The organism is Clostridium sardiniense, from assembly GCF_050584765.1.
GTDB lineage: Bacteria > Bacillota > Clostridia > Clostridiales > Clostridiaceae > Clostridium > Clostridium sardiniense_A.
The window spans coordinates 210,260-236,368 of sequence record NZ_JBNOOR010000001.1; the positions used below are offsets into that span (position 1 = coordinate 210,260).

The following is a 26,109-nucleotide window of genomic DNA, read 5'->3' on the forward strand; positions in this document are numbered from 1 at the left end:
TAGTAATGAAGACAATAAAACAAAGATTAGCTTTAACTATTGGACTCATAATTTTAATTACTGCTTGTATAGGACTTATAGGAATATATATCATTATAGATAATAATGAAGAGAAATATATAGCAGAAGATATAGGACAAATAGCAGAGTTCTCAAAAAATTATATATACACAGATAAAGTTCTAGGCACAGAAAAAGATGATTTTAATATAGTAAAAACCATAAATAATCTATTTAATGTATATGCGTCTATTGATTCAAGAAATAATACAGTATCAATTGGAAAGCTTATTTCAAATAAAGATATTGAAGATTTAAAGAATAATGAAGACAAAACAAAGTCAAAATTAAAATTATATAGAAAAGATAATTTAATGATAGGTACATTATATCAGCCAATTTATATTGATGGGAAATTTTATTGTAGATTAATTGTGCAGAAAGATTATTCAAAAATATATAAATTAAATAAATCAATATTAATAAGTATAGGTATTATTTTAGTGTTAATGACTATAATATTGATGGCTTTTGTATACTTAATAATTAAAAAGACAACTAAACCTTTAGAGAGTCTTACAAATTCAATGAGACGATTTGGAAGAGGAGAAGAAGTAAAGCATTTAGAAGTTAAATATAATGATGAGGTAGGGGCATTAACAGAAGAGTTTAATGAAATGAAAGAAAATATATCAAGTCTTCAGGATTCATCAAAGACATTCTTTAATAATGCAACCCACGAACTTAAAACACCTTTGACAGTTATAAGAGGTTATACTCAGTTGTTACATGAAGAAAAATTTGATGATAAAGATATAGTTGAGATGTTAAATAACATAGAAGATGAGACTGTAAGGATGAATAATTTAATACAAAATATTTTAACTTTATCAAAATCTGAAATGATATTGAATAAAGAAAAGGAAGAGATAAGTTTAAAAAATGAAATAGAGAATATATTAAACCTATTTGATGTAATTATTCGAGAAAATGAATATAAGATAAATTTAATATTGGAAAATATAAATATATTTGGAATAAAAGAGGATATAAGGACTTTAATATCTAATTTAATAGATAATGCAATAAAATATTCAGAAGGAAATGAGATAAATATAAGTCTTACTAATAATAAAGAATTAATTATATCCAATAAGTGCAAAAATATAGAAGATAATATCAAGAATAGATTATTAGATCCATTTATAAAAGGAAATAGAAATCAACATGCAAATGGAACTGGGCTTGGATTATATCTATGTAAGAAAATAAGTGAAAAAAATAATTTTAAACTAACATATAAGATAAATGAAGATAAGATTATTTTCATTATAAAATTTTAAGTTAAATGAAAATTTAAATAAATCTGTGTAAAATAAATTATTAGTAAGATTAGAATTTAGAAAGATTAAAAATAATATATAATTAGGGTGGGAATATGGGAAAAAAGATAGTAGACATTGAAAGATACTTAGATAATGAGAAGAAAATAGTGGTGTGGCCTTCAAAAAGAAATGCTAAAAATTTAATCCTAGAGCATTTAATAACTAAGTTTGAAGATGAAAGATACTATAGTGAAAAAGAAGTCAATGAGGTAATAAAACTATGGAGTAATTTAGATGATTTCGTTTTGCTTAGAAGAGAACTTTTTGATAACAAATTTTTATCAAGAGAATCAGATGGTTCGAGATATTGGAAAAACATAGAGTAGAATAAATAAAAGCTAGATTTAAATATCTAGCTTTTTTATTATTTTATATTAAGTTATTTTTAACCTTATCTGGTAAGCCTTTTGAAGTAAATTCTTCATAATTTAATACCTTATCATATTTTATCTATGCTACTGTTACTTAAAATTAAATTAGTAATTATAAGAACTCATCCAATAATTTTTGTGCATCTTTAGGATTCCACTGCCTATCAATAAGATTGCATCCTGATTTTAGGACTGGATGGGATTCATTATAAGTTTTCTTCGTTTCATCAAGATATAGTATTCCTATTGGAATACCATCATCTCCAAATTCTTGAGCCTTCTTAAAGGCTTCAAACTTATCTTTAGGATTATAATTTTCATCTAATTTATATACTCTATCTTTATACCATTTAAAAGTATTTACTTTATTAAAAGAAACACAAGGTTGTAAAATATCGATTAAGGCATAGCCATTATGATTTATAGCTTTTTTAATAATTTCCTTTAGATGTTCTTTTTCACCAGAAAAGCTTCTAGCTACAAATGTTGCACCAGCACTTATAGCAATTGCTAAGGGATTTAGTGGATCTGTATAAGTACCATCAAATTGCATAGAAGTTTTTTGTCCTCTTAATGTAGTAGGAGAGCCTTGTCCTTTTGTTAAACCATAAATTTGATTGTTATGAACTAGCTGTACTATATCAACATTTCTTCTAATGTTGTGTAAGAAGTGATTTCCACCTTCTCCATAGGCATCTCCATCACCAGAAGTTACTATAACTTTAAGGTCTTTATTTACAATTTTAATAGCTTGAGCTGGTGGTAATGCCCTACCATGAAGTCCATTAAATACATTTGCTCTTAAATAATGAGGAGTTTTAGCAGCTTGACCTATACCTGATACCATAACAACTTTTTCAGGGGATAATCCTAACTCATACAAAGATTCTTTTATACAAGCCAATATAGCAAAATTACCACAGCCAGGGCACCAAGTATTCTCATCATTACTGTTAAATGATTTTAATTCTATCATCTAAAAGTCCTCCTTTTTGAATTTATCTGAAATTTCACTACCTATTATTTGACGACCATCGTATTTTAATATACTAGAATCCATTAAAATACCTGTTTCTTGAGTTATTAATTTACCTAATTGACCTGTGAAATTTTGTTCAACATTAATTATTTTTTTAGATTTCTTTGCATAGGTTAGTAGTTTTTTCTTTGGAAGAGGATAAATATCTCCAAAGCTTAAAGCACCTGTTTTGATACCTTTAGCATTTAATAATTTTACTGCATCTTTTAATGCACCATAAGTTGAACCCCATCCTACAAGAAGAATATCAATATCTTCATCACCAAAATATTCAGGTTCTTCTAAATCATCTTCAATTGAATTGACTTTTCTAAATCTCTTTTCCATCTGAGCATTTCTAACTTCGGCTTTTTCTGTAATGTGTCCCCATTCGTTATGCTCATCACTATCAACTATAACAACCTGATCTTTTAGCTTTCCAGGTATTAATCTCTTGGATATACCACTTTTAGTAACTTCATATCTTTTATACTCTTCATTAGGAAGAAGATCTTTTTCAGTTGAAATATATCTATCTATTTTAACTTTATCTAAATCATACATAGGAATTGTCACATTAGAATCTGCTATGTATTGATCAGTTAGTAATAAAACTACAGTTTGATATTTATCTGCAATATTTAAGGCTTTAACAGTTTGGGTAAAGGCATCTTTAGCATTTCTTACACTTAATACAATCCTAGGAAATTCTCCATGTGATGCAGTTAAAATAAAACTTAAATCACTTTGCTCTGTTCTAGTAGGAAGTCCAGTAGCAGGACCAGGTCTTTGAGAATCTATAACAACTAAAGGAATTTCAGCTATACCTGCAAATCCTAAAGATTCTACCATTAGAGAAAAGCCTCCACCAGAGCTACCGGTCATTGCACGAGCACCAGCATATGATGCACCAATAGCAAAATTTATTGCACTTATTTCATCTTCAGCTTGATCAACTACTATGCCAACATCTCTTTGCTTCTTAGATAAATAAGTCATTATACTTGTAGCTGGAGTCATAGGATAAGCTGAGTAAAAGTCTAATCCTCCAGCAATAGCACCAAGAGCAATTGCATTATTACCATTTATTAAAATATGATTTGATAAATCATTTCCTTTTAGAGAATATTTTGAATCTAATAAAGTATACCCTAGATGTATTGCTTCAATATTTTTGCTTCTTACTGGTTCCTTTAATTTTTCACTAAATAGTTCATCAACATCACCGTGCAGTGAAAAATATTTAAGGATTGCTCCAGCAGCTACAGAAGTAAATCCACGTAAAATACCAAGGTTAGTGGCTGTTTTTATTAATGGTAATTTCAAATCCCTTTTCTCATTAAATTTAATTGATTCATCCATAATAATTATGCCAGTTTTACTTAAATCTTTTATATGAAGAAGGGCAGTATTTTCGTCTAAAGCTAAAATTAAATCTAACTCATTTTTGTGCGAATATGCAGGTTCTGTTCCAAATCTTATTTGAGTATAATTATGACCTCCTCTAACTCTTGACATATAGTCTTTATTTGAAAATATATAAAAACCTTTTTTCTTTAGAGCTTTTTCAAGAAAATCACTTACTGTATCCATTCCTTGACCAGCACTACCACCTATTAAAATATTATAGTCCAAGTTTTTCACCTCATTTTAGTGTTTTTTAACAATATATGAAATTAATAAAAATAATTGAATACAATAAAAATATAAAAATTAGATTTAAAGGAGCAGATATGAAAGTAGTAATTATAGGTGGGGGATGGGCTGGGTGCCAAGCAGCACTTCAAGCAATAAAATGTGGAGTAGAAGTAGAACTTTATGAGAGAACAGATTTGTTACTAGGTGTAGGAAATGTTGGAGGGATAATGAGAAATAATGGGAGGTTCACAGCAGCAGAAGAACTTATAAATCTTGGTGCTGGAGAATTTATTAAAGTTATGGATTCTATAACCCTTCATAAAAATATAGAATTTCCAGGACATAATCATGCATCATTATGTGATGTAAATAAGGCAGAACCTATTATAAGAAGATATCTTTTAGATAAAGGGGTAAAAATATATTTTAATAGTAGAGTTGTAGATGTAGAAAGAAAAAAAGATAAAATAATATCAATAATATTAGCTGATAAAAGAGTTGTAACTGGAGATGTATTTATAGAAACTACAGGATCTACAGGGTCTATGCCTAATTGTGTTAAGTATGGAAATGGATGCACAATGTGTATATTAAGGTGTCCAAGTTTTGGTACAAGAGTAAGCATAAGCGAAAAAGCAGGAGTAGAAGATTTAATAGGAGCAAGAAAGAATGGACTTAATGGAGCAATGAGTGGTTCTTGTGAGATATCTAGGGATTCATTATCAAAAGATTTAATTGATACTTTAAAAAAAGAAGGTGTTGCTATTATTACTATACCTAAAGAAGATATACATTTAGAGAAGTTAGAGAATAAGGTATGTCAGCAATATGCAACATTAGCATTTGGGGAGAATGTTATATTATTAGACACTGGACATATAAAGTTAATGACATCCCACTATCCTATAGATAAATTAAGAAAAATTAAAGGATTAGAAAACGCAGTATATATTGATCCACTAGCAGGTAGTAATGGTAATTCAATAAGATATCTTGCAGCTGCAAAGAGAGATAATACAATGAAAGTAGAAGGATTAGATAATCTGTTTTGTGGAGGGGAAAAGTCAGGATTTTTTGTTGGACATACAGAAGCGATGACAACAGGAGCTTTAGCGGGGTTCAATGCAGCACAATATTTAAAAGGAAAGAAATCGTTAGAATTACCACGAGAACTAGCTACTGGTGATATTATTGCATATGCAAATGATAAAATAACTGAAGGAAATTTATATGAGAGACCTACATTCTCAGGAGCTGAATACTTTGACAGAATGAAAGAAATAGGGCTATATACTACAGATGAAGATAAAATAAAGGACAGGGTTAGAAAATTAAATCTTACAGATATTTTTAATGGAAAGTAAGATGAAGTTATTTTTATAGTTTTAGATATTAAATAGACTTAAAAATAATATTTTGTAGATTTTATAAAAAGAGCTAAATTATTTTGTTGAATGGTGATAAGGAAGTATTGAAACCAAATTATCATAACGGCTGACAAGCAGAGTGTTAGAAACGGGCGTATCGCTAAAATGGCGGTACGCTCGTTTTGTCACGCAGTAGAACAGTGCTTTTGAGGGAAAAGGTATAAACACCTTACCACTTGCAAATCGAGTGTCTGCAAGCCGCATAAACAAAGGCTTTTTCGTCCCCTATTTGGTGACTTATGCCCTGTACTTATCCATAATTTTAAGAGGGTGAAAGCGGTTTACTGCTTTCACCCTCTTGACTACCAAACAGCAAGGACAGGAAAAGCCGTCAAGGGCGCGTAGCGCGAAGTTTACCCTTGACGGCTTTTCGTGGCTTTGCTACTTGCTCGGTGGCTGATAGTCTAGCTTGAATTTCAAAATGGCTTCTAACAGCTTAGAATTTAGTAGGTCATTCAAATCCGTGTCACCGTGGCTTAAATAAGCTATGTACGGATTGTAGTGTTGCTGTATGGCAAGAAGTGACGCAGTATCACCACCAACCGCCTTTTCAATGATTTCATAGGGTATAAATTTAGATTTCATCTTTCATTCCCTCCATTTCTTTACGCAACTGTTTTAGTGCCGCTTGCCTTTGATAATTGACCGTTGTGCGAGGACTTCCGTACAGTGCCGCTATTTTCACATCGTTGAAACGCAGATAGTAGCGCAGCAAAATAATCTCTCGTCGCTTTTCTGATAGCCGCAATAAAGCAGTAGTTAAACGCTCGTTGTCAACCGTTACAAGCTGTCCGCAAACAGTGAAGTTCGTAGGCGTGTCAAAGCGAACAAAATAATTATCTGTGCTATGTGCTTAAAAATGCGTTTGCTCTGTAAGATATTCAAGAGAAATTTCTCGCTTGCGCTTTCTGCCTAAATCTCTAAAGTAGGTACAAACTGCGTTGCGAAACACCACCGTACAAAATGCTGCAAATCGGCATTGTGTACGCTCTTTTTCCTCTATGGATAACATCATTCTCACCACCTCTCCGTTTGGAATGGGGGTATAACAAAAGCCGCCTGTGCAGCATGAAAAAGCTGAACGGGCGGCTTATTTCGATTAGGAGTGTTATGTTATGATTCGAATATGCTTACTCCCACCTAAAAAATTTCAAAGAAACGCCTATACAAATAATTGCAATCGAAGCCATAACCAAGAGTGGAACAAAGATGTTTTCGCTTTGCAACCCTAACGAAGCCGATTTAAGCAGTTTAATTCCTTGTGTCAAGGGCAGGATATTAGCAATTTTTTGCAGTGCTGTGGGCATGACCTCATAAGGCAGAGTTGCTCCCGAAAATATCAGCATAGGAAAGTAGAGAATACTTGCGATAGCTCCCGCCATTTTGGTATTTGGGGCAATACCGCCTACCATCATGCCAATGCTAAACATAGATACAATTACCAAAAGATACCCACCAAAGAATGTTACTATTGAACCATGAAACTGATACCCAAAGAATAGCGTTGCGGTAAGGTACAGCAACACAAGGGAAGCAATCGCATACAGGGTGTAGATTGCCACTTGCACCAATAAAATCAGGGCAGGGCTAATAGGGGTTACTTTGTATCGCTTTAATATGTTTCTGCTGCGGTACTCTGATACAACCAGCGGCAACCCCATTACGCCGCCCGCACAAATGGAGATTGTTGCGAGTGCGCTAAATGACTGCTCCAGAAAGGTATATCCTGCGCCATCAAATGCAGGCTTATTACCGTAGATAATTCCGAGGATAACGAGCACCACTAGCGGAACACAAATTGCAAAAATAAACATATCCATGCCCCGTAGTGACAGCTTTAGTTCTGTTTTGAGCATTGTATTAAAGGTTTTCATCAGTTTGACCCTCCTCGTCTGTATACCAAAGATAAGCGTCCTCGAATTTGTCATGAGGACTAGTTTTGACCGCTTCTGCAACCGTGCCATAAAATACAATTTCACCTTTTTTCAAAATGCAAATTTGGTCACATAAGGCTTCTACTTCGTCCATAAAGTGAGAAGTTAAAAGAATGGTTAACCCTTTTTCCTTTAGGTCGGAAAGAATTTTCCAAACCTCCCGTCGTGCCTTTGCATCAAGTCCCGTTGTCAGCTCGTCTAAAAACACGACCTCGGGGTTGGGAATGAGCGCAAGGATGATAAACAGGCGTTGCTTTTGTCCACCGGATAAATCTTTGACAAGACTTTTCTGTTTATCAGCAATCCCAAACCTGGTAAGCAACTCCAATGGGTTTGCAGCATCATGGTACAGACAGGCTGTCACATCGCATAACTCTGCAACGGTAATTTGCTCTTGATAGTTGGTTTCTTGAAACTGTACCCCCACTTTTTCAAACAATTTTTTGCGGTTTTCCAGTGGGTGCATTCCCAAAACGGATACTTGTCCGCTGTCCGCTTTTTTCGTTCCTAAGATGCACTCAATCGTTGTGCTTTTCCCTGAGCCATTTGCTCCAAGCAATCCGAAAACTGTGCCACGGCTCACCGAAAAGCTCGCATTGCTTACTGCAAGCAGATTGTTATATGATTTGGTAAGCTGCTCGACTTGAATAATTTCCTGCATAGTAATCCCTCCTATTCTTCTTTACAAAAAAAGAATACCACCAATAAAAAGATTGGTGGTTAAGTGGAGGGTTATTAAAATTTAAGTTTCATTTCTTCGAGTATAGCAATCATTTTCAACGCGTTGTTTTCTGCCGCAAAAAGGGAGGTAATCAGCTTGTCACAAACAGCAATAATATCTGTGTTCTCTTTGGGTGTGTTAAGCACCTCCAATATATCCACATTCGGATTTTGAGATAACTGTCGAAGCAGGTGTAAAATCGCTTCCAAAGAGTAGTTCGCACACCGTAAAGACCGAATGATTTTGAGTCGCTTCATATCATCGTCCACATATACACGATACCCATTTTCTTTGCGCTTCACTGTGAGCAAGCCGTTCATTTCCCAATTTCGCAAAGTATCCATTGAAATATTAAGGTACTCAGATACTTCTTTGCGTTTTAAGGAATGAGAATGTATCGTGTTTCCGCCAGATAAGATTTCTCGTACCAGTGTAGTTGCTTCCTCTGCGTTAGCACGTTCTTTTTGTAACTGCTCTAAATATTCTCTAGCAAGAGAAAGAGCCTTGTCAAAATCACCCGTAGCCGATACCTTTACCATTTGAACAATTTTTTTACGCAAGCCATTTTGAAGCACTTCAATCTGAAAAGCAAGCCGCGCAAGTTTGAATTGTTCGATATGAAAATCAGTAAAGACACGGTATCCGTTGGGCTGTCGTTTTGCTTTGGGTATCATCTCCCATTCCTCATAAAGTCGTACCGTATTAGGGTGTACCCCAATTATTGCTGCAACATCAGCAGTTTTATAAGTATTCATTTTTCCTACCTCCCATTACAGAGATATTACCACAAATTAAAAGTCTGGTGTTATACTGGAGGGTTTTGTTATATCAAAAAATGAACTGATATTCAATACTTGATAAAAATGTGTTGTAGTCTTTCGAGATTGCAACGCTTTTTTTGTCCTCTGCGTTTGGAAGATTTCAATTTTCACTGTATTTATTCATGAGAGAAAAAATTTCAAAATCTTTGGTATTTTTGGGTTTTGTGGTGTTGTAGGTAGTGAGAGGTAAAAGAGGGTTTGGGAAACTTCCCAACAAGCATTTTGCAACGCAAAATACGGAAGTGTGGCTACACTTCCTATGCTTGCTCCGAAAGTAATAACCTCATTAAACAGGGAAAGGACGGGAACGGAATGGAATGGAAACACCGAAAGAACAACAGCTTGTTTTCCGAGATACACACGAAGCGATTGTTGACGAAGTGGTTTGGGAACGAGTGCAAGAACTCCGAGAAAATAGGCGCAGACCGACAAAGGCGGAACGACAAGGCTTTTTCTCCGGCTTAGTATTTTGCTCTGATTGTGGAAGCAAGCTACACTTTGCTACTTGCAAACGCTTTGACCAAACGCAAGACCATTACCGTTGTTCCAATTACAAGAGCAATACAGGCAGTTGTACCGCACACTTTATCCGTGAAGAAACGCTAAAAAGGCTTGTGCTTAGTCGCATTTTTGATGTAACGGCTTTGTTCTATGATAACGCTGTTTCCTTTCTCAACCTTGTGAGAAATCAGCGGTTTGACGAGCAAGAAAAGGCAATGAAAAAGCAGCGGCGTGAAGTAGAAAAAGCGAAAAAGCGGATTGCCGAACTTGACCGTATTTTCAAGCGGATTTATGAGGATGACATTAGCGGCACAATCAGCCATGAACGGTTTTTGAAACTGTCTGCGGAGTATGAAGCGGAGCAACGGGAACTGACAAGCAAAGCGGTAGAAATGCAGCAAGAGGTTGATACCTATGAGCAGGACAAGGTGGATTTTAATAGCTTTGCTGCGGTTGTCCGTAAGTATGAGGGTATCAAGGAATTAACGCCGACTATCGTCAATGAGTTTGTAAAGCGGATTGTTGTACACGCTCTCGACAAGAGCAGCGGAAAGCGTGTACAAAAAGTAGACATTGTTTGGAACTTTATCGGTATGGTGGATTTTCCAAATGAGCCGCAAACAAAAACAACTACAAAGGAAAAGACGGCATAGCCCTTTTGAGGGGCTATACCGTCTTTCACGAATTACTTCCTTATGACCGCTAACCTTTTATGTTTAGCTCTTTTTTATTAAAAAACTATTTGGAAGGTTGTATTTTAGGTTAACTTTATACAATTCTTTAGCATTTTAATAGCTTTTAAATACATTCAAATTGAGGTATATGTTTTTATTAAATAACACTGTGAATATATAATAAATAAATTGTTTATTTTAGTTAATTAATTAAAATAAATACATAATATAAAAGTTATGGGAATCGGAAATGCAATTATGATTAAGAATCAAAATAATTAAAAAGTTGATTAATGGAACGCATAAGCAAATATTTTAACTTTATTATATTAAAAAATATATATATTTAATGATTTTGGGGAAATATAAGTTTTGTAAAAATAATAATACGATATCTTAGGAGGTACATATGAAGAATTTTTCAAAAGGTTGTTTAGTTGTAGCTGCCACTCTAGCAGTTCAATTATCATTAAGTAGTGCTGTGAATGCTCAAACTATTAAGGAGAATAATATTAATTCTAAAATATCTATCCAAGATGATAAGGATAATAAAAATGAAAAAATTAAAGAGAGTAAAGAGAGTAGCGCTTTAGAAGCTCCAGATAATAAGAGTGAAAAGTCAGAGAATAGTAAGAAAAGTAATGCTACAAAAGTTCCAGACAATAAGGTTCAAAAGTCTGAAGATAAAAAGATAAAAGATAGTAAAGAGAGTAGCGCTTTAGAAGCTCCAGATAATAAGAGTGAAAAGTCAGAGGATAGTAAGAAAAGTAATGCTACAAAAGTTCCAGATAATAAGGTTCAAAAGTCTGAAGATAAAAAGATAAAAGATAGTAAAGAGAGTAGCACTTTAGAAGCTCCAGATAATAAAGCTAAAAAGCCTGAAGATAATAAGGGAGATAAGGCCCAAAAGCCTGGAAAAAACGAGGCTGATAAATCTCAAAAAACTAAGGAGAATAATATTCCAAAATTAATGAAGGTTAATCAAATATCACCTAACCAAATAGAAATAAGCTATGATAGAGATGTAGATGTTGAACTTGGATCTAAAGCAACTAATTATTGGGTTCAAGACACTATGAATGATAAACCAAAAGGAATAGCATCCCTTGGTAAGAATGATAAAGTAGAGGCTAAAAATTCACTTACAGATGATAAAGTTAGAATAGAAGCAAAGGAAGATTCACAAAGAACATTTGTACTAACTTTCAGCAAAGATATTCCTAAGGGAGCAGAATATAAGCTTATAATTTGTTATGTAACAGTTGAAGGTGCACCTCCTTATACTGGAGATAACGGAATGATGACTTTTGTAGGTAAATAATATTAAAAAAATTAGTTTAAGGCTAATATAAGTATATAGATAAAAGGACTTTTTCACATAATGAAAAAGTCCTTTTTAATATTCTAAGAAAAGCTATTAGATATATTTAGTAGGAGTTTTAGGTTCATTTATATTGTTCTATGGAAAAAAGAAATCTTTAATTTTAAGTATATTTAACCTATAAGGCTAGGCTGTTTTTTATTAAATATAATAAAATTTAAAAATAATAGAAAATATATATAAAATCTTATTATATGAATATAATTAAACCCTAGCAATCTATAATAGCTAATTAGAAGAAATTACTAACATTTACAATGATAATGATTACATATATAATCAAAATATAATAGTAGGAGGTCATACCAATATGAGAGTATTATATTATGATTGTTTTTCAGGGATAAGTGGAGATATGAATTTAGGGGCATTAGTTGACTTAGGAGTTCCTAGTGAATATCTAATAAATGAGCTAAGTAAATTAAGTATAAACAATGAATTTAGAATTAGTATAAAAAAATCAGTAAAACAAGGAATAACAGGAACTAGTGTAATAATAGAAGATGATATTTTACATAACAGTTTGGAAAATCATAATAATCATCATCATGGTAGAAGTTATAGTGATATAAAGAATATTATTTTAGAGTCAAATCTAAATGATAACATAAAGATGATGGCTTTAAGGATATTCGATCAAGTAGCTATAGCAGAAGGTAAAGTACATAATAAAAATATAGATGAAGTTCATTTTCACGAAGTAGGAGCGGTAGATTCTATAGTTGATATCGTAGGTGCAGCAATTTGTATTGACTATTTAAATGTAGATTCAATAATATCATCTCCAATAGAACTCGGATATGGAGTATTAAAATGTGCCCATGGTATATTACCAATTCCAGCTCCAGCTACAGCAGAGATATTAAGAGGTGTTCCTATAATTGCTAAAAATGCTCCTTTTGAAGCAACTACACCAACAGGAGCAGCAATATTAAAAGCTCTTTCATCTAAGTTTACATATGAAAAAGATTTTGAAATAAAACATATAGGGTATGGCTTAGGTTGTAAAGAAGGAGTAAATATGCCTAATGTTTTAAGAGCTATGATAGGTGAAAGTAAAGAAACTTCTTCAAAAGAATATGTAATAGAATGTAATATTGATGACATGATAGGAGAAGAATTTGACCTACTTATGGAAAGATTATTTCAAAAGGGTGCTTTAGATGTATTTTATACACCAATATTTATGAAAAAAGGAAGACCTGCATATAAACTATCAGTTATTTGTAATAATAAAAATCTAGACGAGCTAAAGAAAATAATTTTTCTTAATTCATCAACAATAGGACTTAGACAATATGAGGTATTAAGAGATAAATTAAAGAGAAAAGAAGAAATTATTAAATGCGAATTTGGAGATGTACCAGTTAAGGTTGCTTTTTATGATGGAAAGGTATCAAATGTAAAACCAGAATATGAAGTATGCAAAAAAATAGCTAAAGCAAAATGTGTTGCATTAGGAGAAGTTCGTAGAGAGGTAATAAAATCATATTCAAAAAATAAATCTTCAAATATTAAATCAGTTGATAATAATAAAATAAATAATTTAAAAGAGTACATAAAAGATTTAGGAAAGGTAGCTATAGCATTTTCAGGAGGAGTTGATAGTACATTTCTTGTTAAGGTATGCAAAGATGTATTAAAAGAAAATGCTGTTGCAATAACAATTGCATCTCCATATATTCCAAAGTGGGAAATTGAGGAGGCTAAAGAACTAACTGCTTCTTTAGGAATTGAACATATAATTATAGACATGCCTATTGCAGAAGAAATTAAATTCAATCCAAAGGATAGATGTTATAAGTGCAAAAAGAAGGTGTTTTCTAAAATTATAGAAAAAGCAAATAGTCTTGGAGTAGTTAATATAATAGATGGAACTAATAAAGATGATGAGAGCGATTACAGACCAGGAATGGTGGCGTTAAAAGAGCTAAAAGTAAAAAGCCCACTATTAGAGTTAGGGTTTGGAAAAGATGATATAAGAAGCCATTCTAAAGAATTAAATCTTCCAACTTGGAGTAAGCCAGCATATGCTTGCTTATTAACTAGACTACAAATTGGTGAAGAAATCACAGAAGAAAAATTAGATAGAACGGAAAAAGCAGAGGTGTTTATTTCATCCTTAGGAATTAAAGGGATTAGAGTAAGAAATCATGGAGAGCTTGCAAGAATTGAAGTTCAGCCAAAGGATATTGAAAATATTTTAGACAAAGAGACATTAGAAGCTATAGCACTAGAGTTAAAGGCTCTTGGATATAAATATATAACATTAGATATAGAAGGATATAAGGTTGGTAGTTTAAATTAGAAGAAATAGAGGTAGAAATATGGACAAACAATCTTTAGAAAATTTACTTAAAGCTATAAAAGAAGACAAAGTTTCTATTAATGATGCTTTGGAAGAACTTACAACACTACCTTTTACAGATTTAGGATATGCAAAGATAGATAATCATAGGGAACTTAGAAATGGTTATCCAGAAGTTATTTACTGTGAAGGTAAATCTACAGAACAAGTTGTTGGGATAATTGAGAATATGCTTTTAAGGAATAAAAATATACTAGCAACTAGAGCAAATGAAGAGATGTATAATGCTGTTCTTTCAATATGCGATGATGCTAAATTTAATAAACTAGGAAGAACAATAACAATAGAAAAATCTACTAAAAAGGTTAGCGATTCTTATATCGCAATAGTAACTGCAGGGACATCAGATATACCAGTAGCTGAAGAAGCAGCTATTACTTGTGAGATATTTGGTAATAGAGTAGAAAGGGTATATGATGTTGGAGTTGCGGGTATACATAGATTGTTTGATAGATTAGATATTTTACGTGGTGCAAAGGTACTTATAGTAATTGCTGGAATGGAAGGCGCTTTAGCTAGCGTAGTGGGAGGACTTGTAGATAAGCCAATAATAGCTGTACCAACTAGTGTAGGATATGGAGCTCATTTTAATGGACTAGCCCCATTACTTACAATGCTAAATAGCTGTGCTAGTGGAGTTACTGTTGTTAATATAGATAATGGTTTTGGTGCAGCCTATACTGCAAGCATGATAAATAAACTTTAATAAGATACCCATAAAATTTATTTAATATAAAAATACATAATAATAAGGAGTTGTTAATATGGCAAACTTTAAAATACCATATCATACAAGAATGATGAGTATAGAAGTGGATGATAACAATCTTGTTGGAGTTCTAGAATCTAAGGCAGATGAATACAAAACAGAACTAACTCAACAGGAAATAGTCGAAAAGGCTTTGGATAATCCTATTGGAAGCGAAAGACTAGAAGATTTAGTAAAAGGAAAGAAGGACATGGTTATAATAACTAGTGACCATACAAGACCTGTTCCTAGTAAAGTTACAATGCCTATTCTCTTAAGAAGGATAAGAGAAGTAAATCCAGATATAGATATAAAAATATTAATAGCTACAGGATTCCATAGACCTACTACAAGAGAAGAGCTTATAAATAAGCTTGGAGAAGAGATAGTAGAAAATGAAAATATAATTATTCATGTATCAACAGACGAAAATATGTTAGTAAATGTGGGAAAACTTCCATCAGGTGGAGATTTAGTTTTAAATAAGTATGCAATGGAAGCAGAACTTCTTATTGCAGAAGGATTTATAGAATCTCATTTCTTTGCAGGATTCTCAGGTGGAAGAAAAAGTGTATTACCAGGGGTAGCCTCTGCAACAACTATAATGGCAAATCATTGTGGAGAATTTATATCAAGCCCTCATGCAAGGACAGGTAAACTATGCCACAATCCAATTCATAAAGATATGCTATACGCAGCTAATAAAGCAAATTTAGCATTTATATTAAATGTTGTAATAGACAGTGAAAAGAAAGTTATAAATGCTTTTGCAGGAGATAGTGAAGAAGCACATAAAGAAGGATGTAAGTTTGTACTTGATCTTTCAGAAGTTAAAAAAGTTGATTGCGATATTGCCATAGTAACTAATGGAGGTCATCCTTTAGATCAAAATATATATCAAGCAGTAAAAGGAATGACTGCTGCTGAAGCTACATGTAATCCAGGTGGAGTTATAATTATGGTAGCAGCCTGTGATGATGGTCATGGTGGACAATCATTCTATGATAACTTAGCAAATGCAAAATCACCTAGAGAACTTTTAGATAGAATAGCTACAGTTCCTAGAAATGAAACTGTACCAGATCAATGGGAATTCCAAATACTAGCTAGAATTCTTGATAAATATACAGTTTATATAGTAACTGATATGTGTGACCCTAAGATGATAGAAAGTATGCATATTAATCATGCATATACTTTTGAAGAAGCATTAGAGAAAGCTTATGAGCTTAAAGGAAGAGATGCTAAGGTAGCATTAATACCTGATGGAGTATCAGTTATAGTTAGATAAAGATATAAAAATAAACTCATAATAATGTAAAATTAATATGTGCTTATTTTTAGATATATAATTAAAATTTAATTCTTATATAATTAAAAAATACCTCTTTAGACTTTATTTGAAAATAGATTCTAAAGAAAATAGCTTTTTAGATACAGACCAGAACCTTTACACTAATTTTTTAGAATGTTAAAAAGGACTTTTTCACTGAGTGGAAAAGTCCTTTTGCATATATGGAAATTTTAGTTTAAAACTAATTTATTTCTAATTATCTTTAAATAACTTTTTAGTTTTGTAAAATCTTATCAGTACAATAATTATTATAATACCTTTTAATATACTAGTTATACTTACAGCCCACCATACACCATCTATTCCTAGAATTTCAGGTCTAGATAAAACATAAGCTAAAGGAACTCTAGCGCCAGTTATAATTATGCTAATCAATGATGGTATATACGTTTTTGAAACACCATTAAATATTCCTGATGTAGTTATCTCTATACACATAAATATTTGAGAATATCCAAGTATTTTAAGATAAGATGTACCTTGTATTATAGCATTCTGTTCTGGTATAAAGATTGAGAAAATATAATTCCCAAAGAATATAAGCAAGATAGAAGCAAATATACCAACACCTAGTGCAATTCCGAGTATTGCTTTATATCCATCCATTATTCTATGATACTTTTTGGCTCCAAAGTTTTGTCCAACAAAAGCACCAAGCGAGATAGCTAAACCTTCTGTAGTCATCCAAGATATAGATTCAATTTGAGAACCTACCTTTTGAACAGCAATAGGCACAGGGCCCCAAACGGCTACGATTCTACCTAAGAACATTGCAAACACTGTAAATAAACCACTTTGGAAAGCTGTTGGTAGACCAATTTTACATATTGTTCTTATGTGATTGAAATTAACACCTTTTAAGATATTAACCTTTAAGAAGTCGTGATTACTTTTAAGTATATTTACTATAAAAAGTGCAGAAACGACTACCTGAGCAATAACTGTTGCAATAGCAGCTCCTAAAACCCCAAGGCCTTTAAAGTCGCCAATACCAAGTATAAGAATAGGGTCTAAAATAATATTAACAATAAGTCCACAAGTATTTACGAAAAATGGCATTTTACTGTTGCCAAGGGCATTAAATATTGAAGTAAATACAGGATTAATAAAATAAAAAGGTAGTCCAAAAACAATTGCAACTAAATAAGTTTCAGCCATATGTATAACAGTTGCATCTCCAAGGTTAAAGAATCCAATTAGAGGTCCTCTAAAAAGTACCATAACTAATGAATATATAATACCTAAAACTACGTTGATTTGGACTGATGCTTTAATGTAATTTTTAGCACCATCATAATCTTGTCTACCTACACTTTGGGCTACCTTTACCTCAGCACCCATTTTTGAGACAATAACAAATGCCATAGCAAGCCAAGTGAAGAAACCAGCAGTTCCTACAGCTGCAACAGCAGAACTACCAACTCTACCTACCCATATCATATCTATCATGTTGTAAGCCATTTGAATAAAAGAAGTTCCCATTATAGGTAATGAAAGCGCTATAAGCTTTTTTATAATAGGCCCTTCTGTAAGATTTAATTCTTTTCCCATAAATTGATTCACCCCCATATGTTGTAAATTAAAATAACAATATATTATAGCTTTTAATATGAATTTTATCAATAATATATTAGTATTTTTAATAAAAAGATTGTTGTATATATTTAAGGAGATAATCTATGAATGTAGTAGTGTATACAAAATAAAAAAGAAATGTAAGATGCCTTATATGGCATAGATAATTTAATATAGGATGGAGTACTCTAAAATAACTAGTAAATAGTCAGAATCAATATTTATTTATTTTAGATAAAAAGATGCTATTGCAAAACAGTTAATCAAAGTTAGCTTTGCAACAGCACCGTATGATTATAGCTTATATACTTATTTTTTATGATTAGATTCCATTTCCTTATTTAAGAAATAAGATATAAAGGTTCTTATAACAACAATTGATGCTAAAATTACCATATCATTAATTGTTGGATTTAAAATAGATTCAATAATATCTGCACAAATTAAAATTTCAAGTCCTAATAATATGTATGAACCCAAATCATTTTTAATAGCACCAATTTCTAGTACCGTATCTTCTTTATTTTTTGCAGTTACCTCTGATTTAATAAAGTTTATAAAAGCTAAGGCTGCTCCCCAGACTATAACTATTATAGATAAAGCATTCAATACTAATATTAAAATTTCTAAAAGATGTTTCATCTCTAATTTAATTACCTCCTATATTTGTATTTATATATAATAAATAACATTATTTATAAAATGTATTATATCATAACAAAGATAGTATATAGATAAAAAAAAGAGCTTTATTAATTACTAATAAATGCAAATAAAAATAATAATAGGTTACTAAAAAGTGCCTAATTGAAAGAAAGATTGTAAGTTGATAAAGTGTAAATATAATTAAAAAAGCAAAAGATAACAAATGAATTAACAGTATAGGAGTGAGAATTATGGAAGAAAGATTTGATGGAATAATAATAGGGTTTGGTAAAGGTGGTAAAACACTAGCAGCTAATATGGCGAATAAAGGTTTAAAGGTAGCGTTAATAGAAAAGAGTCCTAAGATGTACGGAGGAACTTGCATTAATTTAGCTTGTATACCAACAAAGAGCTTAGAAAATTCATCTAATGAAATTAAAAGACAAAACTTTGAAAGTTATGAAGATAAGAATAAAGCATATAGAGAAGCTATAGATAAAAAGGAAGCATTAATTACAGCTTTAAGAAAAGCTAATTTTAATAAAGCAGATTCTAATGAAAATATAACAGTTTTTACAGGGGTAGCATCTTTCGAAGATAATGAAACTGTAAAAGTTGTTATCGAAGATACAAAAGAAATTAAAGTATTAAAGGGAGATAAAATATTTATAAATACAGGTACACTTCCTTTCATACCAAACATTGAAGGAGCACACTCAGCAAAGAATGTATTTACAAGTGAAACATTAATGAATTTAAGAGAATTACCAAAAGAACTTGTAATAATAGGTGCAGGATTTATAGGGCAAGAGTTTGCATCTATTTATAGTGGATTTGGATCAAAAGTAACACTACTTAATAATCTTCCTCAAATTCTTATGAATGAAGATAAGGATGATGTAGAAGAAATATTAAAGTTATATGAGAAAAAAGGTATAAACCTAATAAATGAAGTTAATACAAAGAAAATATATAACAAGGGTGAAAGAGTAGTTGTAGAAACTGAAGAGGGAAGAACATTTGAAGGAGATGCTGTGCTTTTATCAACAGGAAGAAAAGCAAACACAGAAGGATTAAATCTTGAAAAGGCTGGAGTAGAAACTAATGAAAGAGGATTTATTAAAGTTTCAGATACTCTTAAAACTACAGTTGATAATATATGGGCATTAGGTGATATAAATGGAGGATTACAATTCACTTATATATCACTAGACGATTTTAGAATTGTTTTTGATAATTTATTTGGAGAAAAGAAGAGAAAAGTTAGTGATAGAAAGAATATAGCTACTTCAACATTTATAGATCCAACTTTCTCTAGAGTAGGGTTAACTGTAGAGAAAGCAAAAGAAGAAGGCTATGATGTAATGGTAGCTAAGATGCTAGTAAATGCAATTCCAAGAGCTAAGCAAATTGGAGAGACAGATGGGTTCTTAAAGGTAGTAATAAACAAAGAAAATGAAAGAATACTAGGAGCCAGCTTCTTATGTGTAGATTCAAGTGAATTAATTAATATTATAAAGATGGCTATGGATAATAATATTAGTTATAAATATTTAAGAGATAACATTTATACTCACCCAACAATAATAGAAGGATTAAATGAATTATTTTCAGGAGCATTTATGAAATAAATTTAGCTAAGTATAATTTAATAAAATTTTAAAGGTAAAGTCACTATTCTTAGGTAGGAAAAAATTAATATTACAAATAACAATAGAATAATAAATGAATATTTAAACTACTAAAAAGCTACTCTATAATAAAATGGGTAGTTTTTTATTTGCATAAGTATCTTTAAATTATTTCTAAGAATATAGCTATGGTTTTTATTTTGTTCAATTAATTAATATGAAAATTTGTTATAATTGATTAGTCTAAAATATAAATAATAGATTTTTACACATACTATTTAAATGAAAATAAATAAAAACTGGAGGACAATATGAGCGCAAAAGATAAATTTTTATGTGATATAAAAAGTGGTAATATAAAGACATCCTTAATGGTAATGAAAATTATATATAAAGATGCATCTAAAACAGTATGCATGTTAGCTGATAAAAGTGGAGATATAAAAGCTAACATACATGTAAAAGGCGATGAGATTAAAGTAGGAAATGTATTAGCGGTTGAAGGAACTCGTGATATTAATTTAGATGTAAAAAAGTTTCAATTTGTATCTGAATACAATGTATCAGACTATCTTCCAACTGTAAAACGTCCAATTGAAGAGATAATGAATGAAATTGAAGAATATACAAGAGCCTACATAACTTCTAAAGAAGGAAAAGCATTAAATGATTATTTCTTCAAAAATGAAGAGTTTTTAGAGAAGTTTAAAAAGGGAATAGGTGGAGTATCTATGCACCATAATTATATAGGAGGACTTGCAGAGCATACCCTAAACGTTATGCACCTAACTTCTGTTCTTTGTGATAGATATGAATGTAGAAGAAGTGAGATAGCAATGCTTTCAGCAAAGCTTCATGATATAGGAAAGATTTATGAACTTTATTATGAAGGTCCTTTTAAATATACTCTTAGAGGTGAAATGGAAGGTCATATTGTAATTGGAATACAAATGATTGATGAAGCAATTAGAAAAAATCCAGAGATGTATAGTGATGATTTTGTTTGTAGAATAAAGGGATGTATAACTCAACATCATGGAAAGTTAGAATATGGATCTCCTAGAGAAGCTAAGATGGAAGAAGCGTTTATAGTAAATTTTGCTGACTCTATAGATGCTACTATGAATAAAATAACTCAAGTAAAAGATAAAACAGAGAGTGGTACTTGGTCAGAATATGATAGAAGACTTGAAACAAGACTTTATTTATAAAAGTTATATAAATATCAATGAAAAGGAACATATATGTGTTCCTTTTTTTATTTTTATTAATTTATAAAAAATTACATTAATATTATTGACAAATTTCTCTGAGAAGCATAAAATAGTTTGCATAGGAACTAATTTGTTTGCATGCAAACAAATTTACGATATTTTAGGAGATGATATTATGGATTTTAAAAAATATATATTTAGAGTAAATAAAAGAACTTTATTATTAATTGCAGGGATAGTTTGGATGTTTGCAGGATTTAGAGTATTAACTTTAGGTGGTGAAGATGTACAAAGTAACCATGGTGCATGGATTATTAGCTTAGTATTTGCAGCTGTTATATTTTATGTATTCTTCAAATTCATATTTAGTAAGATGTTTAGAAAACATACTACTAGAATTATAAATAGTGAATTAGATAAACATTGTATATTTTCATTTTTTGATGTAAAGAGCTATTTAATAATGGGATTCATGATTTCCTTTGGGATAACAGTAAGAGCTTTAAAGATATTTAATCCTGTTTATGTAGGAACATTCTATATGGGATTAGGATTTGCATTATTTATGGCTGGAGTATTTTTCTTAATAAGCTCATTAAAATTTGAAAATACTAAATTAAAATACAGCAATTAAGCTTAGGAGGAATACTAATATGAAATATGATTCTTTTGAGATAGCAATGCTTATAAAAGAAATATATGCGAGTACTATGGGGATAGTTAGTGAAAATCTAAAAGAGAGTGGTCTTACTAATCAACAAATTATGGTTATGAAATTAATTGCTCATAATGGACAAGTCACTATATCACAATTATGTGATGAGATGTTTTTAGCTAAGGGGACAGTATCAGGTATAGTAACAAGATTAGAAGCAGCAGGATATGTTAAGAAAATTAAAAATGAAGATGATAAGAGAAATACTTACGTAGTCTTCTCAGATAAAGGAATAGAATTTGCAAAAAATTTCAGAAATCATATTAATAAGAGTTTTGATGAAATATTTAAAAATTTTACGGAAGAAGAAATTGAAGAAGTAAAAAGTAACTTAATAAAATTAAGAAATAAAATTAAAGAATAAGTAAGACTAAAGGAGAAAATTAAAATGAGTGGAAAATTAATATTTGCAATTATTACAATTACATTAGCTTTAATATTTTATACTATAGGTGTATGGTCAGAAAGAAAAGCTAATACATTAAAAAGATGGCATGTAGTAGTATTTTGGATAGGTTTATTATTTGATACTACAGGTACTATGACTATGGAGAGTATTGCAGGTACAGGCAATATGTCAATTTCATCAACTCAACTTGCTATTCATGGTATAACAGGAGCATTAGCAATAATATTGATGTTATTTCATGCAGTATGGGCAACTTGGGTCCTATATAAAAATGATGAAAAGAAGAAAGCAATATTCCATAAGTTTAGTATAGCAGTATGGTTTGTATGGTTAGTACCTTATATTATAGGTATGATTATAGGTATGTCATAATAGTAATATAAACTTTAGAAAGAAAGATAAGAAATAATTAAATGATAGTTTAATATAGCTTATCTTTTTTTCTGAAAATTTTAAAACAAGTATTGACAGTTATTGTGAAAGACGGTATATTAATAGTATATTAAACGCTTACATTTAGATATTGTGATCGTTACTGATTAGATCAGGCGAGACCTTAATTAATGAGAAGAGATGGACAAGTCTCTTTTGATTAATTGAGGTTTTTTTTATAAATATTATAAAAGTGTATAATAAGTGGTAATGGGGGTGAGGTCTATGGTAATAAAGAAAATTTTTAATAACAATGCAGTCTTAGCAAAGGCTTCTAATAAGCAAGAAATTGTAGTTATGGGATGCGGAATTGCTTTCAAGAAAAAGATAGGTGATAAGATAGATGATAATCTAATAGAAAAAACATTTATTTTAAAGCAAAAAGAAGCATCGGAAAAATTTAAGTTGTTATTAGAAGATATACCTACCGAGGAAGTTTCACTATGTTATGACATAATTGAATATGCTAAAAATATTTTAAATACAGAACTTAGTGATTATATATATGTTACACTCACAGACCACATAAGTTATGCACTTAAGATTTATGATGAAGGGTTCAACAAAGCTAATGGACTTTTATGGGAGATAAAAAAGTTTTATCCTAAAGAGTTTAAGATAGGATTAAAAGCATTAGAATTAATTAAAGAGGAAACGGGAAAAGATCTACCAGAAGATGAAGCTGGAAATATTGCACTTCACTTAATCAATGCGCAAGTTAATACTTCATGTAAAGTAGAAGATGTTTCTAAAATAACAAGGAAGATACAAGATATATTAAATATTGTACGATATACATATAATATTCAGCTAGATGAGGGATCTCTTAATTACGAAAGATTTGTAACTCATTTGAAGTTTTTCTTTGAAAGGTTAAACAAGAAAGAAATAATAGAGTCAGAAGATGATTTTTTATTAAAACAAGTTAAAGTAAAGTATGAAAATGCATATAAATGCATGCTGAAAATAGAAAAGTATTTAGAAGTTGAGTTATCAGATGAGGAGCAATTATATTTGACACTTCATATACAACGTGTAACTCAAAGATAATAGAATAAAATTTTGGATTGTTACTGGTAAAGCAGGCGATACCATTTATTATAAAGTAATATGTTTATAAATATATTATTTTATAATATGGTGTCGCTTTTTTTATACAAAAAAATATTAAAAAAGGGGAGAAAATATTATGAAGAAGTATGAGCAATTGGCGAAAGATATTATAAAAAATGTTGGCGGTAAAGAAAACGTTAACAGTTTAACTCATTGTATAACAAGATTAAGATTTAAGTTAAAGGATGAAAGCAAAGCTAATACAGAAGTGCTTAAAAAGATGGATGGAATCGTAACTGTAATTAAAAGTGGTGGACAATACCAAGTGGTTATTGGAAATCATGTTCCAGATGTTTATGATACTGTAGTTGAAATTGGTGGCTTTGGTGGAGCATCTAATGAAGAAGAATCAAATGAAAAAATGAGTCCTTTTAATAAATTTATAGATATTATTTCAGGTGTATTTGCACCAACTTTAGGAGTGCTAGCAGCAACAGGTATGATTAAAGGTTTTAATGCCTTATTTATATCATTTGGTTTGCTTACACCAGAGTCAGGAACTTATCAAATATTAAATGCTATAGGAGATTCATTATTTTATTTCTTCCCAATTTTCTTAGGACTTACAGCAGCTAAGAAGTTTAAGTTAAATCAATTCGTAGGAATGGCAATAGGTGCAGCACTTGTTTATCCAGCGTTATCAGGATTAACAGCTGGTGAACCACTATTTACATTATTCCAAGGAACAATAATTGAATCACCAGTTCATATAACTTTCTTAGGAATTCCAGTAATACTTATGAACTATTCATCAAGTGTTATTCCAATAATTATTTCAACATATGTAGCATCAAAGATTGAAAAAGGATTTAAGAAGATAATACCAGATGTAGTTAAAAATTTCTTTGTTCCATTCTGTACTTTATTAGTTATAGTACCTTTAACATTTATAGTAATTGGACCAATAGCAACTTGGGCTGGACAAATCTTAGGAGCAATCACTGTAGGTATGTATAATCTTAGTCCAATAGTAACAGGATTATTCCTAGGAGCATTCTGGCAAGTATTCGTTATATTTGGATTACATTGGGGATTAATACCAGTAGCTATTAATAACTTAACAACTTTAGGTTATGATCCAGTTCTAGCACTTACTTTTGCAGCATCATTTGCTCAAATAGGTGTAGTCCTTGCAATATTAATTAAAACAAAAAATAAGAGCTTAAAATCATTATGTGTGCCTGCATTTATTTCAGGGATATTTGGAGTTACAGAGCCAGCTATATACGGAGTTACATTACCTCGTAAAAGACCATTTATATTAAGCTGTGTTGCAGCATCAGTAGGTGGTGGTATATTAGGATTTATGGGAACTATGGGATATAGCATGGGAGGACTTGGAATATTTGCTATACCTACTTTTATTAATACACAAGCAGGTATTGATAAAGGATTTTATGGTGCATTAATTGCGATGACAGTTGCTTTTGTACTTGGATTTATACTACTAATGTTATTTGGTAAATTTAAAGACGATGAAACAGAATCAAAGAATAATGAAAATGATATGAAAAATGTTATAAAAGAAAAAGATCTTATGAAACAAGAAGTATTAATTAGCCCATTAAAAGGTGAAGTTAAAGAATTATCAGAAGTAGAAGACGAAGCATTTTCAAAAGGTGCATTAGGAAAAGGTATTGCAATAAATCCAACTGAGGGTAAGGTTGTTTCACCAGCAGATGGAGTTTTAACAACAGTATTTCCAACAGGTCATGCACTAGGAATTACAACTGATAGTGGAGCAGAAATATTAATTCATATTGGTATGGATACAGTTAAATTAGATGGTAAGTATTTTACTCCTAAAGTTAAACAAGGAGTAAAAATTAAAAAAGGTCAACTTTTACTAGAGTTTGATATAAATGCAATAAAAAATGAAGGATACTCAGTAGTAACACCTATAGTTATTACTAATAGTGATTCTTGCTTAGACATAATAGAAACAGATAAAAAAAGAGTTGATTGTAAAGACGAGTTATTAACAGTACTAGTTTAGTAAAATACAATTATAAGATTATATATAAAGAAGAAGAG

At 30.9% G+C, this 26,109-nt stretch carries 23 protein-coding genes and 3 pseudogenes; 17 read left to right on the forward strand and 9 right to left on the reverse strand.

All coding sequences use genetic code 11. From position 1 onward, the window contains the following. Positions 1-5 precede the first annotated feature (5 nt). Both ACQPUW_RS01055 and ACQPUW_RS01060 read left to right on the forward strand, forming a co-directional pair. A complete protein-coding gene (locus ACQPUW_RS01055) occupies positions 6-1,343 on the forward strand; it encodes a HAMP domain-containing sensor histidine kinase (RefSeq protein WP_430835648.1) in 1,338 nt (445 codons plus the stop codon). Positions 1,344-1,438: 95 nt separating this feature from the next. Next, positions 1,439-1,711, forward strand: a complete 273-nt coding sequence (locus tag ACQPUW_RS01060) for a DUF2087 domain-containing protein (protein WP_430835649.1) — start codon at positions 1,439-1,441, stop codon at positions 1,709-1,711. Between the two features lie 157 nt (positions 1,712-1,868). Here the strand turns inward: ACQPUW_RS01060 and ACQPUW_RS01065 are convergent, their stop codons facing one another. Together ACQPUW_RS01065 and ACQPUW_RS01070 are read right to left on the reverse strand one after the other, a co-directional pair. Then, the gene (locus tag ACQPUW_RS01065; RefSeq protein WP_430835650.1) at positions 1,869-2,732 is read right to left on the reverse strand and encodes a thiamine pyrophosphate-dependent enzyme; all 864 of its coding nucleotides are present in this window, start codon (positions 2,730-2,732) and stop codon (positions 1,869-1,871) included. After that, positions 2,733-4,409 carry a 2-oxoacid:acceptor oxidoreductase subunit alpha gene (locus ACQPUW_RS01070; protein WP_430835651.1) on the reverse strand — a complete coding sequence of 559 codons (1,677 nt, stop codon included), beginning with the start codon at positions 4,407-4,409 and terminating at the stop codon, positions 2,733-2,735. It lies immediately after the preceding gene. Between the two features lie 98 nt (positions 4,410-4,507). On the opposite strand from ACQPUW_RS01070, the gene ACQPUW_RS01075 reads away from it, so the two are divergent. Further along, complete coding sequence (locus ACQPUW_RS01075; protein ID WP_430835652.1) at positions 4,508-5,776, forward strand: FAD-dependent oxidoreductase; 1,269 nt, start codon at positions 4,508-4,510, stop codon at positions 5,774-5,776. Between the two features lie 444 nt (positions 5,777-6,220). Here ACQPUW_RS01075 and ACQPUW_RS01080 read toward each other — a convergent pair whose 3' ends face one another. The 5 genes and pseudogenes from ACQPUW_RS01080 to ACQPUW_RS01100 all read right to left on the reverse strand — a co-directional run bounded on the left by ACQPUW_RS01080 (position 6,221) and on the right by ACQPUW_RS01100 (position 9,249). Further along, the gene (locus tag ACQPUW_RS01080; RefSeq protein WP_430835653.1) at positions 6,221-6,424 is read right to left on the reverse strand and encodes a helix-turn-helix domain-containing protein; all 204 of its coding nucleotides are present in this window, start codon (positions 6,422-6,424) and stop codon (positions 6,221-6,223) included. Beyond that, positions 6,414-6,596: pseudogene (locus ACQPUW_RS01085) on the reverse strand (sigma factor-like helix-turn-helix DNA-binding protein); the annotation flags it as partial. The gene ACQPUW_RS01080 and the pseudogene ACQPUW_RS01085, both read right to left, overlap by 11 nt. Positions 6,597-6,969: 373 nt before the next feature. Further along, the gene (locus ACQPUW_RS01090; RefSeq protein ID WP_430835654.1) at positions 6,970-7,713 is read right to left on the reverse strand and encodes an ABC transporter permease; all 744 of its coding nucleotides are present in this window, start codon (positions 7,711-7,713) and stop codon (positions 6,970-6,972) included. Then, positions 7,700-8,434, reverse strand: coding sequence for an ABC transporter ATP-binding protein (locus ACQPUW_RS01095; protein ID WP_430835655.1), 735 nt, complete (start codon positions 8,432-8,434; stop codon positions 7,700-7,702). The genes ACQPUW_RS01090 and ACQPUW_RS01095 overlap by 14 nt, the downstream gene beginning before the upstream one ends. 74 nt (positions 8,435-8,508) lie before the next feature. Further along, the gene (locus ACQPUW_RS01100) at positions 8,509-9,249 is read right to left on the reverse strand and encodes a MerR family transcriptional regulator (RefSeq protein WP_430835656.1); all 741 of its coding nucleotides are present in this window, start codon (positions 9,247-9,249) and stop codon (positions 8,509-8,511) included. Between the two features lie 377 nt (positions 9,250-9,626). On the opposite strand from ACQPUW_RS01100, the pseudogene ACQPUW_RS01105 reads away from it, so the two are divergent. The 7 genes and pseudogenes from ACQPUW_RS01105 to larA form a co-directional block, all read left to right on the forward strand. Beyond that, positions 9,627-9,722: pseudogene (locus ACQPUW_RS01105) on the forward strand (recombinase family protein); the annotation flags it as partial. Next, a complete protein-coding gene (locus tag ACQPUW_RS01110) occupies positions 9,711-10,469 on the forward strand; it encodes a DUF4368 domain-containing protein (protein WP_430837253.1) in 759 nt (252 codons plus the stop codon). The pseudogene ACQPUW_RS01105 and the gene ACQPUW_RS01110, both read left to right, overlap by 12 nt. A 430-nt stretch (positions 10,470-10,899) precedes the next feature. Continuing rightward, positions 10,900-11,811, forward strand: coding sequence for a hypothetical protein (locus ACQPUW_RS01115; RefSeq protein WP_430835657.1), 912 nt, complete (start codon positions 10,900-10,902; stop codon positions 11,809-11,811). A gap of 370 nt (positions 11,812-12,181) precedes the next feature. Next, a pseudogene (larC, locus tag ACQPUW_RS01120) lies at positions 12,182-13,369 on the forward strand (nickel pincer cofactor biosynthesis protein LarC); the annotation flags it as partial. A gap of 15 nt (positions 13,370-13,384) precedes the next feature. Further along, positions 13,385-14,179 carry an ATP-dependent sacrificial sulfur transferase LarE gene (larE, locus tag ACQPUW_RS01125; RefSeq protein ID WP_430837254.1) on the forward strand — a complete coding sequence of 265 codons (795 nt, stop codon included), beginning with the start codon at positions 13,385-13,387 and terminating at the stop codon, positions 14,177-14,179. A 19-nt stretch (positions 14,180-14,198) separates the two neighbouring features. Further along, positions 14,199-14,945 carry a nickel pincer cofactor biosynthesis protein LarB gene (gene larB, locus ACQPUW_RS01130; protein WP_430835658.1) on the forward strand — a complete coding sequence of 249 codons (747 nt, stop codon included), beginning with the start codon at positions 14,199-14,201 and terminating at the stop codon, positions 14,943-14,945. Between the two features lie 58 nt (positions 14,946-15,003). Then, entirely contained in the window at positions 15,004-16,278 is a 1,275-nt protein-coding gene (gene larA / locus ACQPUW_RS01135) for a nickel-dependent lactate racemase (protein WP_430835659.1), read from the forward strand. A 255-nt stretch (positions 16,279-16,533) separates the two neighbouring features. On the opposite strand, the gene ACQPUW_RS01140 is transcribed toward larA, so the two are convergent. Together ACQPUW_RS01140 and ACQPUW_RS01145 are read right to left on the reverse strand one after the other, a co-directional pair. Next, positions 16,534-18,018 (reverse strand): MATE family efflux transporter, encoded by a 1,485-nt coding sequence (locus ACQPUW_RS01140; protein WP_430837255.1) that lies wholly within the window; start codon positions 18,016-18,018, stop codon positions 16,534-16,536. A 207-nt stretch (positions 18,019-18,225) separates the two neighbouring features. Further along, entirely contained in the window at positions 18,226-18,558 is a 333-nt protein-coding gene (locus ACQPUW_RS01145; protein WP_430835660.1) for a DUF1622 domain-containing protein, read from the reverse strand. Between the two features lie 254 nt (positions 18,559-18,812). On the opposite strand from ACQPUW_RS01145, the gene ACQPUW_RS01150 reads away from it, so the two are divergent. The 7 genes from ACQPUW_RS01150 (at position 18,813) to ACQPUW_RS01180 (ending at position 26,071) form a co-directional block, all read left to right on the forward strand. Next, positions 18,813-20,192 carry an FAD-dependent oxidoreductase gene (locus ACQPUW_RS01150; protein WP_430835661.1) on the forward strand — a complete coding sequence of 460 codons (1,380 nt, stop codon included), beginning with the start codon at positions 18,813-18,815 and terminating at the stop codon, positions 20,190-20,192. A gap of 311 nt (positions 20,193-20,503) precedes the next feature. Beyond that, complete coding sequence (locus ACQPUW_RS01155) at positions 20,504-21,403, forward strand: HD domain-containing protein (protein WP_430835662.1); 900 nt, start codon at positions 20,504-20,506, stop codon at positions 21,401-21,403. Between the two features lie 178 nt (positions 21,404-21,581). Then, complete coding sequence (locus ACQPUW_RS01160) at positions 21,582-22,040, forward strand: hypothetical protein (protein ID WP_430835663.1); 459 nt, start codon at positions 21,582-21,584, stop codon at positions 22,038-22,040. Positions 22,041-22,059: 19 nt separating this feature from the next. Then, the gene (locus tag ACQPUW_RS01165) at positions 22,060-22,485 is read left to right on the forward strand and encodes a MarR family winged helix-turn-helix transcriptional regulator (RefSeq protein WP_430835664.1); all 426 of its coding nucleotides are present in this window, start codon (positions 22,060-22,062) and stop codon (positions 22,483-22,485) included. 24 nt (positions 22,486-22,509) lie between these two features. Next, a complete protein-coding gene (locus tag ACQPUW_RS01170; protein WP_430835665.1) occupies positions 22,510-22,902 on the forward strand; it encodes an HsmA family protein in 393 nt (130 codons plus the stop codon). A 285-nt stretch (positions 22,903-23,187) separates the two neighbouring features. Continuing rightward, positions 23,188-24,012: a BglG family transcription antiterminator LicT gene (gene licT, locus ACQPUW_RS01175; RefSeq protein ID WP_430835666.1), complete on the forward strand. Its 825-nt coding sequence runs from the start codon at positions 23,188-23,190 to the stop codon at positions 24,010-24,012. A gap of 139 nt (positions 24,013-24,151) precedes the next feature. Continuing rightward, positions 24,152-26,071 (forward strand): beta-glucoside-specific PTS transporter subunit IIABC, encoded by a 1,920-nt coding sequence (locus tag ACQPUW_RS01180; RefSeq protein WP_430835667.1) that lies wholly within the window; start codon positions 24,152-24,154, stop codon positions 26,069-26,071. The last annotated feature ends 38 nt before the right edge of the window (positions 26,072-26,109 follow it).